Raw genomic sequence first — 14,132 nt, 5'->3', positions numbered from 1 at the left:
ATGCAACAACCTAAAAAAAATTTTAAAATTGTTCCTGAAAAAAGGAGTGCTAGAGTAATTTTACCTAACATGCTGACACTTATAGGTGTTTGTATTGGTCTTACTTCTATAAGATTTGCTTTAGATGGAAGATATGAGTTTGCAATTATTGCAATAATTATAGCAGCAGTCATAGATGGACTAGATGGAAGAATAGCAAGATTGATCAAAGGCACATCAAAAGTTGGAAAAGAATTAGATTCTTTGACTGATATGATAAGCTTTGGAGTTGCTCCTGCTTTTATAATGTATTTTTGGAAATTAAATGAACTTGGAAGGTTTGGATGGCTAGTTTGTTTAATATATGTAATTTGCGTTGCATTAAGATTGGCACGTTTCAATGTAAATACAGGAGGTGAACCATCTTGGAGAGATAATTTTTTTGAGGGTGTTCCATCCCCAGCTGGTGGAATTTTAGTATTAACACCACTGATATTTAGCATCTCTAGTATTGGAGTGTTTAAAATAGATTATGCAATTATTGTGCCAATATTTTTTATTGTTACTTCTTTTTTATTGATTAGTAAGTTTCCAAGCTATTCATTTAAAAAAATTGTAATTCAAAGAAAAGCAACAATTTTCTTATTATTTGGAATTGTTCTATTTTTTGGACTATTATTAATATACCCTTTTAATGTGATTTCTGTGAGTGCTTTAATTTATTTAACTATGCTTCCAATAAGCTTTTTTCATTATCAAAAACTTAAAAAACAAAACGAAGGTCAGAATTATGACGATGAAGATGACGATCTTGAAGATGTATTGTAATGAAAAAAAATACCATTGTTTCTTTAGCAGACTCTAATTATTTCCATTTATTAGATGAATTAATAGACTCTATCAAACAGTTCGAAGCGAGCAAAGATACTGCAATATGTGTTTTGGATGCTGGATTATCAGAAGAACAAAAAAATAAATTATTATCTAAAGTAGATGAAATTAAATCTGCAGAGTGGGACATCAAAGTTCCTGAAAGCAAAATTAAAGGAAGAGAGTGGTTAAAAAGTCAAGTTTCAAGGGCATTTCTCCCAAAATATTTTTCTAATTATGAAAAATATCTATGGATTGATTGTGACGCTTGGGTCAATGATTGGCAAACAATAGAATTATATTTCAAAGCCTGCGATAATAATAAATTGGGAATAACCCAAACTATTGGACCAGGTTATAAAATTACCTCAAAAGTAAATTGGGTTTTTGGAAAACTCGCAATAATTAAATCTCAAAATTTTAAACATGCAGTAAAATCTAAAATTAATTTGGACAAAGCTAGGAAATTAGCTTTTGCACCTCATATAAATATAGGTGTTTTTTCTTTAGAAAAAAATTCTAAATCTTGGGAAATTTGGCAAAATAATCTTAGAGAAACTTTAAAAGGTGGAGACATTTTTGGCTCTGAACAACTTGCAATGAATATTTCTGTTTATCACGACAATATTGAAACTGAATTTTTACCTTTAAATTGTAATTGGTTAACAAGTAATCTTTTACCAAAATTTGATGAGGCAAATAATACATTTGTTGAACCTTATTTACCTAATTACAAAATTGGAATAATGCATCTTGCTGCTGGCATATGGAAAAACAATCAAGATATGAGAGTAAATAAAGATATTAAAATAGAAATCCAAACTCTTGATGGCAAGATATTAAATAAAAGCTTAAGATTTGAAAATTAATTGAAAAAAAATAAAATTTCAAAAAATTGGGTCAACAAACAGCGAAGAGATACATACGTTAGACGATCAAAAGTTGATGGTTATAGAGCAAGATCTGCTTACAAACTTATAGAAATTGACGAAAAATTTAAAATTTTTAAAGGTGGATTATCTATTATTGATATTGGAGCTGCTCCTGGAAGCTGGTCCCAATATGCAAATAAAGTATCTAAGAATGGTAAATTAATTTCAATTGATTTGAAAAAGATGGAGCCAATTGGATCAAGTCTTCAAATACAAGGTGATTTCACTGAAGAAGGAGTTCAGCAAGAGATAAAAAAAAACATAACCTTCAAAGTAGATGTTGTGATGTCAGACATGGCTGTAAATACCACAGGAATCAAAAATATTGATTCAATTCAAACAGGAGAACTTTGTAAAGAAGCAATGGTATTTGCGAAAGACTTGTTAAATGAAAATGGTCACTTTATTTCTAAAATCTTTATGGGAGGAACTTTCAATGAAATAGTCGCGGAAGGTAAAAAATATTTTAAAGAAGTTAAGGTTTTTAAACCTAAATCGAGTAGAAAAGATTCAAAAGAAAGTTTTATAATTTGTAAAAAACTTAGATAGAGACTTTAAAATTAAAAGGAATCGTATATAAAAGATTATGGTTCCTATAAAAGAAGCACTTACCTTTGATGATGTTACATTAGCCCCGAAGTACTCGGAGATATTGCCATCTGAGGTAAATACATCGGTCAATTTAACGAAAAACTTAAAACTTAAAATCCCACTTTTGTCTTCAGCAATGGATACTGTTACAGAAAGTAATATGGCAATAGCAATTGGTAAAGCTGGAGGAATTGGAGTTATTCACAGAAATTTAGATATCCAAAAACAAATATTAGAAATTAAAAAAGTAAAAAAACAAAAATTATTAGTTGGTGCAGCCGTTGGAGCATCAATTGCTGAATTTGATAGAGCAAAAGCAATTCTTAAAGAAGGTGTTGATTTAATCGTAGTAGATACTGCCCACGGTCATACTAAAAAAGTAGGAGAAATAGTTAAATTTATAAAAAAAATAAAAGATCAGAACATCGCTTTGTGTGCTGGAAATATTGCGACACCAGAAGCAGCAAAATTTTTAATTAAATTAGGAGTAGATATTATTAAAGTTGGGATTGGACCAGGATCAATTTGCACGACAAGATTAGTGGCGGGGATAGGTGTTCCACAGTTAAGTGCAATTTTATCTGTAAGAAATGGACTTAAAAATAAAAATGTAAAAATAATTTCTGATGGTGGAATAAAATATTCTGGAGATTTAGCAAAAGCTTTTGCAGCAGGCGCAGATGCTGTAATGATAGGCTCTTTATTTGCAGGAACAGATGAAACACCTGGTAAATTAATAAAGAAAAATGGAAAATTATTTAAAAGCTTTAGAGGGATGGGATCAGTAGGTGCAATGAACAAAGGTTCAGCTGACAGGTATTTTCAAACTAAACAAAAAGATACATCTAAGTATGTACCAGAAGGAGTAGAGGGTTTTGTGAAATACAAGGGAGATGTTGGTAGCATTATTTTTAAATTAATTGGTGGCCTTAAATCATCTATGGGTTATCTTGGTTCAAAAGAAATTGTGAAATTGAGAAATAAACCACAATTTGTTAAAATTACTAAAGCTGGATTTTATGAAAGTATGGTTCATAATGTAGATGTAATCGAAAATGATAGTAAATATTAATGAATAAAATTTTGAAATTTATTTTACCGGTTGTTTTAACTGTTTCGTTTCAGTCTAATTCTTTTTCAAAGGAAAAATTTTTTAATGAAGCAATTAAATTTTATGAAAAAGAAAAATATGAGGATGCGAGATTTTTATTTGAGAGAAATATTGTATTTAATCCAAAGGATGCAAATTCATATTTGTATTTAGCAAAAATTTATAATCACGAGGAAGATCAAAGAAAAGAAGAATACAACTTAGAAACCACTTTATTAATTGATCCTCAAAATGAAGAAGCTATTTTAATGCTAATGAAAATTGCACTTGAAAAATCTAATTACGATAAAGTTAAAGAATTATCTGAAACATTTGTTCAAGTATGTAAGTCATTATGTGATGAAAATAATGAAATTTTAGAGTCTTTAAAAAATCTAGAACCAAGTAATGAGTCTTGATAATAGTCTTAACAAAATCTTAATTGTAGATTTTGGTTCACAATTTACCCAATTAATTGCAAGAAGAATTAGAGAACTTGGAGTTTTCTCCGATATTGTAAGTCATAAAAAAATTAAACTTAATCAAATTAATCAAAGTGTAAAAGGTATAATTTTATCAGGAGGTCCTCTCAATGTTTATCAAATAAATAAGTACTCATTTGATAAAAAAATTTTAGAACTAAATATTCCTGTTCTTGGTATTTGTTTTGGACATCAAATATTGTCAAAACTTAATGGAGGAAAAGTAAAACAATCAAAGCACCGTGAATTTGGTTTAGCAAATATAATTAAAAAAAATAAAAGTCTCTTAACTAATAATTTTTTTGGTACAAAAAAATCTAAAGTGGTCTGGATGAGCCATGCTGATCAAGTATCTAAATTACCTAAAAATTTTAAAGTAATTGCTTCAAGCTTAAATTCAAAATTTGCAATTGTAGAAAATAAATTCAAAAATTATTATGGTGTCCAGTTTCATCCAGAAGTAACCCATACAGAAAACGGAAAAAAACTGATTAGTAATTTTATTTTTCTTATTTGTAAAATTAAGAAAAATTGGTCATCAAAAGATCAAAAGGTACAATTAATTAAAGATGTAAGGTCTCAAGTTGGAGATAATAAAGTAATTTGTGCATTATCAGGTGGTGTTGATAGTAGTGTGGTTGCTCAATTATTGAATAAAGCAATAGGTAAAAAACTATATTGTATTTTTGTAAACACTGGATTGCTCAGAAAAAACGAAGAAGTTCAAGTTGTTCAAACATTTAAAAAAAGATTAAAAATGAATTTAATCTACGTGAATGCTGAAAAGGAATTTTTAAGTAAATTAAAAAATGTATCTGATCCAGAGAGAAAAAGAAAAATTATAGGAAATCTTTTTATTAAAATTTTTGAAAGATATGCAAAGAAAATAAAAAATGTAAAATTTTTGGCACAAGGAACTTTGTATCCAGATTTAATTGAAAGTAAGTCTGTTACTGGAAGTCAAACCTCTAAAATAAAATCGCATCACAATGTGGGCGGATTACCTAAAAAGATGAATTTAAGATTAGTTGAGCCTTTAAAATTTTTATTTAAAGATGAGGTAAGAAAATTAGGATTAGAGCTAAATTTAAGTCATGAAATAATTTCAAGACATCCATTTCCTGGTCCTGGTTTAGCAATCAGGATGCCAGGTATTATTACTAATGAAAAGATAAAAATTCTAAAAGAAGCTGATCATTATTTTATTCAGGCTTTAAGAGATCATGGGCTATACCACAAAATTTGGCAAGCATATGCAGCACTACTTCCGGTAAAAACAGTTGGAGTTATGGGTGATAATCGAACATATGAATATTTATGTTTACTAAGAGCAATTACCTCAGAAGATGGAATGACTGCAGACTTTTATGAATTTAAAAAATCATTTATGCAAACTATTTCTAACAAAATTATTAATAGTATAAGAGGCATTAATAGAGTGGTATATGATGTCACATCTAAACCACCAAGCACTATTGAATTAGAGTAAATATCAATTATAAAGGTAATTATGAAATATTTACATACTATGATTAGAATAAGTGATGTTGAAGCATCATTAAGATTTTTTTGTGAAGGACTTGGTTTAAAAGAAACAAGAAGAAAAGATAGTGAAAAAGGAAGATACACTTTAATTTTTCTTGCACCACCAAACGATGAAAAAACTGAAATAGAACTAACCTACAATTGGGATGGTGATAATTTAGGTGAAGGTTCAAGAAATTTTGGTCATTTGGCATACAGAGTTGATAATATTTATGATACTTGTAAAAAACTAATGGATATGGGCTATACCATTAATAGACCTCCAAGAGATGGTCATATGGCTTTTGTTAGATCACCAGATAAAATATCAATAGAATTACTTCAGGATGGATACCTAGATCCACAAGAACCTTGGGCTTCGATGGAAAATACCGGCTCTTGGTAAGTCGATGAATAAAAAGATTTCAGATTTTATAAAGAAAAAAAATAAAACTAAATTAGTAACTTTAACCGCTTATTCTAAAAATATTGCTTCAGTTTTAGATAGTTATTGTGATCTAATTTTAGTAGGGGATTCACTTGGGTCAGTTTTATATAATTATAAGTCTACTAGAGAAGTAACTTTGAATACAATGATCGAACATTCCAAGAGTGTTCGTATGGGTATAAAAAAAAGTTTAATGATTGTTGATATGCCTCATAATACTTATCGTAATCCTAAAGAAGCATTAAAAAATGCAAAATTAATAATGAAAAAAACTAAATGTGATGGTGTCAAATTAGAAGGTGGAAAGAAAATTATAAATACTATTAAAACTTTAGTTAAAAATAATATTCCTGTAATGGGCCACATAGGGGTTTTGCCTCAATCAGATAAAACATTTAAATTTAAAGGTAAGAAACAAAGTGAAAAAGAAAATATTATGAAAGATGCAAAGTTAGTTGAAGAAGCTGGCTCGTTTTGCATGGTTTTAGAGTGTGTTCAAACATCATTAGCAAAACAAGTAACTAAAAGTGTTAGTGTTCCAACAATTGGGATAGGCGCATCTAATAATTGTGATGGTCAGATTTTGGTATTTGATGATTTAATAGGCTTAAATCCAATTAAATTTAGATTTGTTAAGAAATATGCAAATATCAAGACAGAAATATCAAAAGCAGTTTCTAAATACGCAAGTGAGGTTAAAACAAGAAAATTCCCCTCAAAAAAATACTCTTTTAATTAAAAGTATTTTTTAAATTCCTCGTTAATATTGAGTATCTCAAGATCTACCAAACCACCTATAATTAATTGTAGACCAACAACTAAAATAAATATTAAACCAATGTAAGCTATCCAAATATGTTTTTGAATATAGTTAGCCATATAAGTAGCTAAAGCACCTGTAAGAACGACCGATAGGACAAGACCAAAAATCATATAGCCAAAATATCCTTGAGCTGCAGCAACAACTCCTATGACATTGTCAAAACTAATCATTAGATCAGCAAATAGCACTTTACCTATACTATTTATGTATGATGGTTGTTTTGTTTTTTTAACTGAAGGTTTTATATTTTTGATATCAACAAGGTCTTTTCTTAAATCATTTACTATCCACACTAACAACAGCCCACCTAAAATTTTTATAAAATAAAATTCAAATAAAAAAGTAGCAAAGATTGCAAAAAAGATTTTAAAAACAAACGCTCCAATTACCCCCCATAAGATAATCTGCTTTCTATTTTTGGGTACAAAATTTGATGCAATAGAACCAACTATCACAGCATTATCTGCTGTTAAGATAATTGTGATAAAAATAATTTGGGTTAGAATTATGAGCTCTTCAATCAAGATATCTAATTATTATTTTAATTTAGAGAGATTGCAATCAAAGAATAAAAAAAGGCGGTCAAAAATTTGACCGCCTTAATAATTGTGTTTTTATTAAATTATCTTTCAGACCAAGTAGGCATAGGATATTTTAACTCACAAGCTGCTAATTCAAATGGATATACTGTGCAGTATTTTCCATTTTGCACTTGCATTAAAATACCTCTAGTCTTTTCATTTTGACCATCTGCTCCAAATTTAATTCCTCTGTAAGGAACAATTAAAGACTCAGATGACATATCTAGATTTACTAGAGCTTGTCTGATTTTCTCAGGATCGGTTGATCCAGCATTATTAATTGCATTAGCTAAAGCCATAAAACCTGTAAATGCTCTTGCAGGTACATCTGATAAATCTCTTCCACCAGAGTGTGTTTTAAACAAGTCGTTTACAGTTCCAATCATAGGAATAGTTTTTGCTAAGTCAGTATTAAAAGGTGATCTTGTAATCACACCTTCTGCTTTGCTTCCCATTGTGTCTATGAATTTAGGATCTGTATAACCAGCGTTTTGAGCAACTAAAAGTTTAGGATTATAATCAAGTTCTTTTGCAGTATTTAAAAACAAATATGCATCAGCTGTATAAGATGAAGGCAATAAAACATCTGGGTTTTTCGCTTTCAATCTTTGCACTTCAGAACTTAAAGTTGTTGTTTTAGCTTTATAGCTAATTTTCTCTACAACATCATAACCTTGTTCTTTAGCCATTTTATCTTGAGTTCCACCACTATCAGCACCCCACAATGTATCTTCATGAATAATACCTAGTGTCTTTAACTTATTACTATTCTTTTTGTTAAAGTCGTTCATGAATTCAAACATAAGCTGAGTAAACTCACCATCGTGTGGAGTAACTCTGAAGAAGTATTTAAATCCTCTTGTTGTTAATTTTGGAGAAGTAGACTCACCGTTTACCCAAGGTATTCCTGCTCTCTCAGATACTTGACTAGCAGCACCAGTTACTGATGAGTAGTAAGCTCCAAACATTGCATGAACTTTGTCAGAATTTAACATTTTCTCAGTCTCACCAACACCAATATCTGGTTTTCCGCCATGGTCTCCAACAACGATAGATATTTTACCTCCGCCTAATCCTTTTAATCCTGCATCTTTGGCAAGTGGCATACCTGGAATGTTGTGGCTGTTATTGATGATATCTAAAGCTGTTTTAACTGCTGCAACAGCATCTTTACCAACCTGAGCAACAGGTCCAGTAAGTGGATAAAGTACTCCAATTTTTACATCTTCTGCGTAACTAATTGCTGGCGCAGATACTAACGAAAAAAAAGTAAATACTGTAAGAATTATTTTTCTCATTTTTTTCCCTCTTGTTTAATTTTTAAATGTCTAACTTAATACTATTCAATTGATCAATTCAATGATTTAGTTTTTTTATTTTACTAATGCTTAAGAAGTATTTGTTTAATATATACATTCTTTATATATACTTTAATAATAAACCAAATGACTTCTGAAATTATAATTCAAGCTATAGTCACAGGATTAATGATGGGATTAATCTATGCATTAATCGCAGCAGGCTTAAGTTTAATTTTTGGATTAATGGAAATTGTAAACTTTGCTCATGGAGAGCATTTGATGTTGTCTATGTTTTCATCATTTTGGCTTTGGTCTTTATTTGGTTTAGATCCACTGTTTTCAATTCCAATTACTATACTTTTGTTGGCATTTTGTGGAATTGTTACTCATTATTTTTTAATTCGATACATTTTAAAAGCAAAAATGCTTATCCAAATTTGTGCAACATTTGGATTGTCTATTTTTATTAGATCGATCGCTCAATTATTATGGACACCAGACTTTAGAAACGTTGATAAGCCTTTACTAGAGGGACGTATTGAAATTGGATCTGTGTTTATTGGTCAACCTCAATTATATGCAAGTCTTGTTTGTTTGTTTGCATTTTTTGGTTTGTATTGGTTTGTAACAAAAACAGAAACTGGATTAGCTCTTCAAGCAACAGCACAAGATAGACACGCTGCTGAAATTTTAGGAATCCCATCAAATAAAATGTTTGCAATTGGTTGGGCGATTGGACTTGGTTGTGTAGGAGTAGCGGGTGGAATGATGGCAAACTATTTTTTTATTTTTACTGATGTTGGTATTAATTTTGCATTATTTGCTTTCGTTGCAGTAGCATTAGGAGGTTTTGGAAGCATCATTGGATGTTTGTATGCTGGTATAATCATAGGATTGGTAGAATCTCTTGGCGGATTATTGATCGACCCATCATTTAAACTTTTATATGTGTTTGCAATTTATCTTTTAGTTGTGATTTATAAACCTCAAGGTCTGTTTGGTAGGTATTGATGGATAATAAGTTAGCAATTGCAAAATCAGAACCGATTTGGAATACAAACAATAGAGTAATATCAATTATTGCTGGCTTAATTATACTTTTGTTTGCTCTCCCACTTTTTGGGATGAATTCATTTTATCTCCATTTATTTATTATGATTTTTATGCATGCAGTTATGGCTCAGTCTTGGAATGTAATTGCAGGTTTTTCTGGTCAAATCAGTTTAGGTCATGGAGCATTTTTTGGAATAGGTGCTTATGCAACTTCATTTTTTTATATGGAGTACGGAATAACACCATGGATCAGTATATTTTTTGGCATGTTCGTTTCAGCAATTTTTGCTGTCTTAATTGGTATACCTATGCTTAGATTAAGTGGTCACTACTTTGCAATTGCCACTCTGTTAATTGGGATAAGTTTCCAAGTAGTTTTTCAAAGATGGGATTTAGTAGGAGCCGCATCAGGATTGTGGGTAACAATGACACCAGAAGATTCTTGGTCTGCATTGCAGTTTCATAGCAGCAAAGCTCCTTATTATTACGTTTTTTTAATATTCTTTTTAATCACATTCTTTTTAGTCTGGTTGTTGAGTAGATCAAAACTTGGTTACAGATTAAGAGCTGTTAGAGATGATCCACAAGCAGCGTTAAGTTTATGTATAAATGTTTCAAACTATAAAATTATAGCTTATGTGATTTCAGCAATGATCATGGCTCCAATGGGTAGTTTGTTTGCTCAATATATTTTAATTATTGATCCAGATAGAGTTTTTAATATTGAGATATCAATTATAGTTTTATTAATCACAGTGCTAGGTGGAATTGGAAATGTTTGGGGTCCAATTATAGGTGCTGCAATACTTGTGCCAATTTCAGAATATTCAAGAATTTATTTAGGAGGCACCGGTGGTGCTGTTGATTTAATTTTTTATGGTTTAATTTTAATGATTATTTGTATTTTTAGACCAAATGGTCTGATCTCATTTATTCCTAAAGATATTTTAGAAAGAAAAAAACAACGATGAAAATATTAACAGTTGAAAATCTAAGTAAATCTTTTGGTGGAATCCGTGCAAATAGAGATATTTCTTTTGATGTCGAAGAAGGATCTATTTTAGGAGTGATAGGACCTAATGGTGCTGGTAAATCTACTTTATTTGATTTGATTACTGGTTTTACAAAACCAGATACAGGAAAAGTCAAATTTTTTGATAAAAATATTTTTGGAATTAGTCCTGATAAAATTAGTAACCTTGGTGTAGGTAGAACCTTTCAAAAACTAAAACCATTTGCAGATCAAACATTGCTTGAAAATGTTATGATAGGAGCATTTGTAAAAGAAAAAGATATAAAAAGAGCAAGAGATAGAGCCTTAGAGATTATTGACTTTGTAGATCTGATTGAAAAAAGACATCACTTTGCAAAAGAGTTATCAACTGGACAAAGGAAAAGATTAGAAATGGCTAGAGCTATGGCTATTAATCCTAAATTACTTTTGATGGATGAAGTAACAGGAGGTGTGGACCAAAAAACTATTCCTGGACTTGTTGAACTTGTTAAAAAATTAAAAAAGACTGGTGTAACAATTATTACAATCGAACATAATATAAATATAATTATGGAAATTTCTGACAATGTTCTTGCATTAGATCAAGGAAAACGAATTGCATTTGGTGAACCAAAAGAAATTCAAAATAATAAACAAGTAATTGATGCTTACTTAGGAACATTTGATGCTGCTTGATGTAAAAAATATTGATGTTTTATATGATGATTTCCAAGTTATCTGGGATGTTTCTATTAATGTAAATAAAGCTGAAATGGTTGCACTTTTAGGACCAAATGGGTCTGGCAAAAGTACTGTTTTAAATACTATAAGTAATCTTGTTGAACATAAAAAAGGTTCTATTACTTTTGATAATACTTTAATTTCAAATATTCCAACTTATAAAAGAACTGAGTTAGGAATTTCACATGTACTTGAAAGAAGAAGGGTTTTTCCTCATCTTACAGTTAAACAAAATCTTTTATTGGGTGCTTGGCATCCAAAAGCAAAAGAAGAGTTAACAAATTCATTAAATAAGGTTTATAAAATTTTTCCAAAACTAGAAACTAGATCGGATCAGTTAGCAAAAACAATGTCTGGTGGTGAACAACAAATGTTAGCTATAGCCAGAGGTATGATGGGTTTACCTAAGCTTTTAATGGTTGATGAACCTTTTTTAGGTTTATCACCAATGGTTATGAAAGACTTAATTAAGATATTTAAAAATATAGTTGCAGAAGGGATATCAATTTTATTCGTAGAACAAAACGTAAGACTTGCATTAAGTATGGCAGATAGAGGGTATGTTTTAGAAAGTGGAAGATTAGTTATCGATGGCAAATCAGAAGATTTAATTGATAATGAAAAAGTTACTAAAGTTTTTCTAGGGAATTAATTAGAAAGCAGCAAGATCGTTATTTAATTTATCAGTAATGAGCATTTTACCTGGACTGTGAGTAATACAAAAATCGGGTTTTGAATTCTCTAAAACAGATTGAGGAGTAACACCACACGCCCAAAATACAGGAATTTCGTTGTTCTTTATTGTTCTAGGTGGATCACCATATTCAGGTTTCATTATATCTTTAATTCCAATTTCGTCTGGATTGCCAACATGTACGGGTGCACCATGCACAGCTGGAAATCTGGAACTAATTTGAATTGATCTAATTGTATCCTTTGAACTTAAGGGTCTCATAGACACAACTAATTTTCCTGAAAATTGTCCGGCTGGTTCACAGTCTATTGAAGTTTTATACATTGGAACAATAGTATTGTTTTCTATGTGTTGAATTGGAATACCGGCTTCAATTAAAGGCAGTTCAAAAGACATTGAACATCCTAGAACAAAAGTTGTTAAATCTTCATTCCAATATTTTTTAATATCATATGGCTCATCAACTAATTTTCCTTTTTCCCATACTCTATATTGAGGAACATCAGTTCTAATATCAATATCACCAAGATCTTTTAATGAAGGATCTCCTTTTGTACCAAATCCAATTAATGGACAAGGTTTTGGGTTTTTTTGACAGAAAGATGCAAAGTCCATTGCATATTTGCTTGGTAAGATACAAAGATTTCCTTGAACATACTTATTAGCAGTACCCGCAGTTTGTTCTTTGTAATTATTTTCTCTTATAACTTTTCTTGCTTCTAATGGATCTTGAATATCTAGCATTAAATTAGTATTTAGATTTCTTAGTACCTTCGATTATTTCTTTTAACTCGTTATATTCTTCGCAATTACAAGTTTCTAATACTTTAAGTCTTTCTTTAGCTAAATCCATTCTATTTGTAGCAACATAAAGTTCTCCAAGATACTCATTAATACCTTTGTGATTTGGATCAATTTCTAGACCTAAAAGATAATATTTTTCTCCACTCTCGTAATCACCAAGTTTTCTTGTTGTAAAGCCAAGATAGTTAAGTGTATCTGCTTGATTTGGTTTTTTATCGTTTGATTTTAGAAGAAGTTTTTGAGCTTTTTCATATCTCTTTTTAGCTTTTTCTAATTTGCCTTTTTTTTCATATTTTTTTGCAGCTTTAACATGAGTGACTGCTTTATCATAATCAGACTTAACTTTTATCTTTCTCTCAGAGTCATTACTTCCACCAGCTGAAAAAGAATTTGTTGAAAATAAAATTAAAATTAGGGTGATTAATATTTTTTTTATCATTATAAAAATTTCTCCATTTTACTTAAAGGTTTTAAGTTAAGTCCATTTTCAATTAAATTTTCCCTAATTGACCTTGCTGTAGCAAGTGAACTTGCATTATCACCATGTATGCAGACAGAGTCGATTTCACAAGGTATTTGCTTTCCACTGTGACAATTCAGTGCCTGATTTTTTACCATGCTTAATACATGTTTTTTAGCTTCTTCAGGATCAGTGATTAATGCATGTGGTTTTTTTCTAGAAACTAAATTTCCATCATCTTCATAGGTTCTATCTGCAAAAATTTCACAGGCAATCTTCATATCTAATTTTTTAGCTGCTTGTTCCATTTTAGAGCCAGTAGGAACTAAATAGATCAAATCTTTACTTATTTCATTGATTGCTTTCGCTAAAGTAGTTGCCAGATCAATATCCTCACACGCCATATTATTTAACGCTCCATGTGGTTTTATATGAGTAACATTTTCTCCATGATCTTGAGCAATTTTTTGTAAAATTTCATATTGGTCAATAATTAATTTTCTAACTTCTTCAGGTGCTAGGTTCATTCTTTGTCTTCCAAAGTTTTCTGGATCGTTAAATGATGGGTGGGCTCCAATACTAACGCCATTTTTTTTTGATATTTGAACTACTTGGTTCATAGATTCTTCATCACCAGCATGAAATCCACATGCTACGTTAGCAGAATTTACTATATCAAGTAAGTCTGGATCATATTTATTTGAATGGTGTTTTGATTTTTCACCTAAATCACAATTTATATTAATTTCCATAGTTCTAATTGTT

17 protein-coding genes are annotated in these 14,132 nt (G+C 30.2%); 12 read left to right on the top strand and 5 right to left on the bottom strand.

Going from position 1 to position 14,132, the window contains the following annotated elements:
• Genes pssA through panB form a run of 8 tightly spaced genes read left to right on the top strand, consistent with a single transcriptional unit; the run spans position 1 to position 6,655 of the window.
• Positions 1 to 807, top strand: a complete 807-nt coding sequence (gene pssA, locus ACTTBK_RS04420; protein ID WP_440618743.1) for a CDP-diacylglycerol--serine O-phosphatidyltransferase — start codon at positions 1 to 3, stop codon at positions 805 to 807.
• Positions 807 to 1,718 carry a glycosyltransferase gene (locus ACTTBK_RS04415; protein WP_440618741.1) on the top strand — a complete coding sequence of 304 codons (912 nt, stop codon included), beginning with the start codon at positions 807 to 809 and terminating at the stop codon, positions 1,716 to 1,718. Before pssA ends, ACTTBK_RS04415 begins: the two co-directional genes overlap by 1 nt.
• Positions 1,719 to 2,330, top strand: a complete 612-nt coding sequence (locus ACTTBK_RS04410) for an RlmE family RNA methyltransferase (protein ID WP_440618740.1) — start codon at positions 1,719 to 1,721, stop codon at positions 2,328 to 2,330.
• Positions 2,331 to 2,367: 37 nt separating this feature from the next.
• Complete coding sequence (gene guaB, locus ACTTBK_RS04405) at positions 2,368 to 3,444, top strand: IMP dehydrogenase (RefSeq protein WP_440618738.1); 1,077 nt, start codon at positions 2,368 to 2,370, stop codon at positions 3,442 to 3,444.
• Positions 3,444 to 3,881, top strand: a complete 438-nt coding sequence (locus tag ACTTBK_RS04400; protein WP_440618736.1) for a tetratricopeptide repeat protein — start codon at positions 3,444 to 3,446, stop codon at positions 3,879 to 3,881. Before guaB ends, ACTTBK_RS04400 begins: the two co-directional genes overlap by 1 nt.
• On the top strand, positions 3,871 to 5,433 hold the full coding sequence (gene guaA / locus ACTTBK_RS04395) for a glutamine-hydrolyzing GMP synthase (protein WP_440618735.1): 1,563 nt from the start codon (positions 3,871 to 3,873) through the stop codon (positions 5,431 to 5,433). The genes ACTTBK_RS04400 and guaA overlap by 11 nt, the downstream gene beginning before the upstream one ends.
• 21 nt (positions 5,434 to 5,454) lie before the next feature.
• Positions 5,455 to 5,874 carry a VOC family protein gene (locus ACTTBK_RS04390; RefSeq protein ID WP_440618734.1) on the top strand — a complete coding sequence of 140 codons (420 nt, stop codon included), beginning with the start codon at positions 5,455 to 5,457 and terminating at the stop codon, positions 5,872 to 5,874.
• Positions 5,875 to 5,878: 4 nt separating this feature from the next.
• Positions 5,879 to 6,655 (top strand): 3-methyl-2-oxobutanoate hydroxymethyltransferase, encoded by a 777-nt coding sequence (gene panB, locus ACTTBK_RS04385; protein WP_440618733.1) that lies wholly within the window; start codon positions 5,879 to 5,881, stop codon positions 6,653 to 6,655.
• Here panB and ACTTBK_RS04380 read toward each other — a convergent pair.
• On the bottom strand, positions 6,652 to 7,263 hold the full coding sequence (locus ACTTBK_RS04380; protein ID WP_262589620.1) for a YjbE family putative metal transport protein: 612 nt from the start codon (positions 7,261 to 7,263) through the stop codon (positions 6,652 to 6,654). The genes panB and ACTTBK_RS04380 overlap by 4 nt on opposite strands.
• A 98-nt stretch (positions 7,264 to 7,361) precedes the next feature.
• Positions 7,362 to 8,618, bottom strand: a complete 1,257-nt coding sequence (locus ACTTBK_RS04375; protein ID WP_440618731.1) for an ABC transporter substrate-binding protein — start codon at positions 8,616 to 8,618, stop codon at positions 7,362 to 7,364.
• 147 nt (positions 8,619 to 8,765) lie between these two features.
• Here ACTTBK_RS04375 and ACTTBK_RS04370 point away from each other — a divergent pair, with 147 nt between their 5' ends.
• Genes ACTTBK_RS04370 through ACTTBK_RS04355 form a run of 4 tightly spaced genes read left to right on the top strand, consistent with a single transcriptional unit; the run spans position 8,766 to position 12,061 of the window.
• Positions 8,766 to 9,632 (top strand): branched-chain amino acid ABC transporter permease, encoded by an 867-nt coding sequence (locus tag ACTTBK_RS04370; protein WP_440618730.1) that lies wholly within the window; start codon positions 8,766 to 8,768, stop codon positions 9,630 to 9,632.
• Entirely contained in the window at positions 9,632 to 10,645 is a 1,014-nt protein-coding gene (locus ACTTBK_RS04365; RefSeq protein WP_440618729.1) for a branched-chain amino acid ABC transporter permease, read from the top strand. Before ACTTBK_RS04370 ends, ACTTBK_RS04365 begins: the two co-directional genes overlap by 1 nt.
• Positions 10,642 to 11,364, top strand: a complete 723-nt coding sequence (locus tag ACTTBK_RS04360) for an ABC transporter ATP-binding protein (RefSeq protein ID WP_440618727.1) — start codon at positions 10,642 to 10,644, stop codon at positions 11,362 to 11,364. Before ACTTBK_RS04365 ends, ACTTBK_RS04360 begins: the two co-directional genes overlap by 4 nt.
• Positions 11,354 to 12,061, top strand: coding sequence for an ABC transporter ATP-binding protein (locus ACTTBK_RS04355; RefSeq protein WP_440618726.1), 708 nt, complete (start codon positions 11,354 to 11,356; stop codon positions 12,059 to 12,061). The genes ACTTBK_RS04360 and ACTTBK_RS04355 overlap by 11 nt, the downstream gene beginning before the upstream one ends.
• Here the strand turns inward: ACTTBK_RS04355 and ACTTBK_RS04350 are convergent, their stop codons facing one another.
• Genes ACTTBK_RS04350 through ACTTBK_RS04340 form a run of 3 tightly spaced genes read right to left on the bottom strand, consistent with a single transcriptional unit; the run spans position 12,062 to position 14,119 of the window.
• Positions 12,062 to 12,847, bottom strand: a complete 786-nt coding sequence (locus tag ACTTBK_RS04350; RefSeq protein ID WP_440618725.1) for a putative hydro-lyase — start codon at positions 12,845 to 12,847, stop codon at positions 12,062 to 12,064.
• Between the two features lie 4 nt (positions 12,848 to 12,851).
• The gene (locus ACTTBK_RS04345) at positions 12,852 to 13,346 is read right to left on the bottom strand and encodes a tetratricopeptide repeat protein (RefSeq protein WP_440618724.1); all 495 of its coding nucleotides are present in this window, start codon (positions 13,344 to 13,346) and stop codon (positions 12,852 to 12,854) included.
• On the bottom strand, positions 13,346 to 14,119 hold the full coding sequence (locus tag ACTTBK_RS04340; protein ID WP_440618723.1) for a 5-oxoprolinase subunit PxpA: 774 nt from the start codon (positions 14,117 to 14,119) through the stop codon (positions 13,346 to 13,348). Before ACTTBK_RS04340 ends, ACTTBK_RS04345 begins: the two co-directional genes overlap by 1 nt.
• Between the last annotated feature and the right edge of the window lie 13 nt (positions 14,120 to 14,132).

It is taken from the genome of Candidatus Pelagibacter sp. HIMB1493 (genome assembly GCF_052047995.1).
GTDB lineage: Bacteria > Pseudomonadota > Alphaproteobacteria > Pelagibacterales > Pelagibacteraceae > Pelagibacter.
The sequence above is the reverse complement of the archived record's forward strand: the minus strand, read 5'-3'. Positions and strand labels throughout refer to the sequence as shown.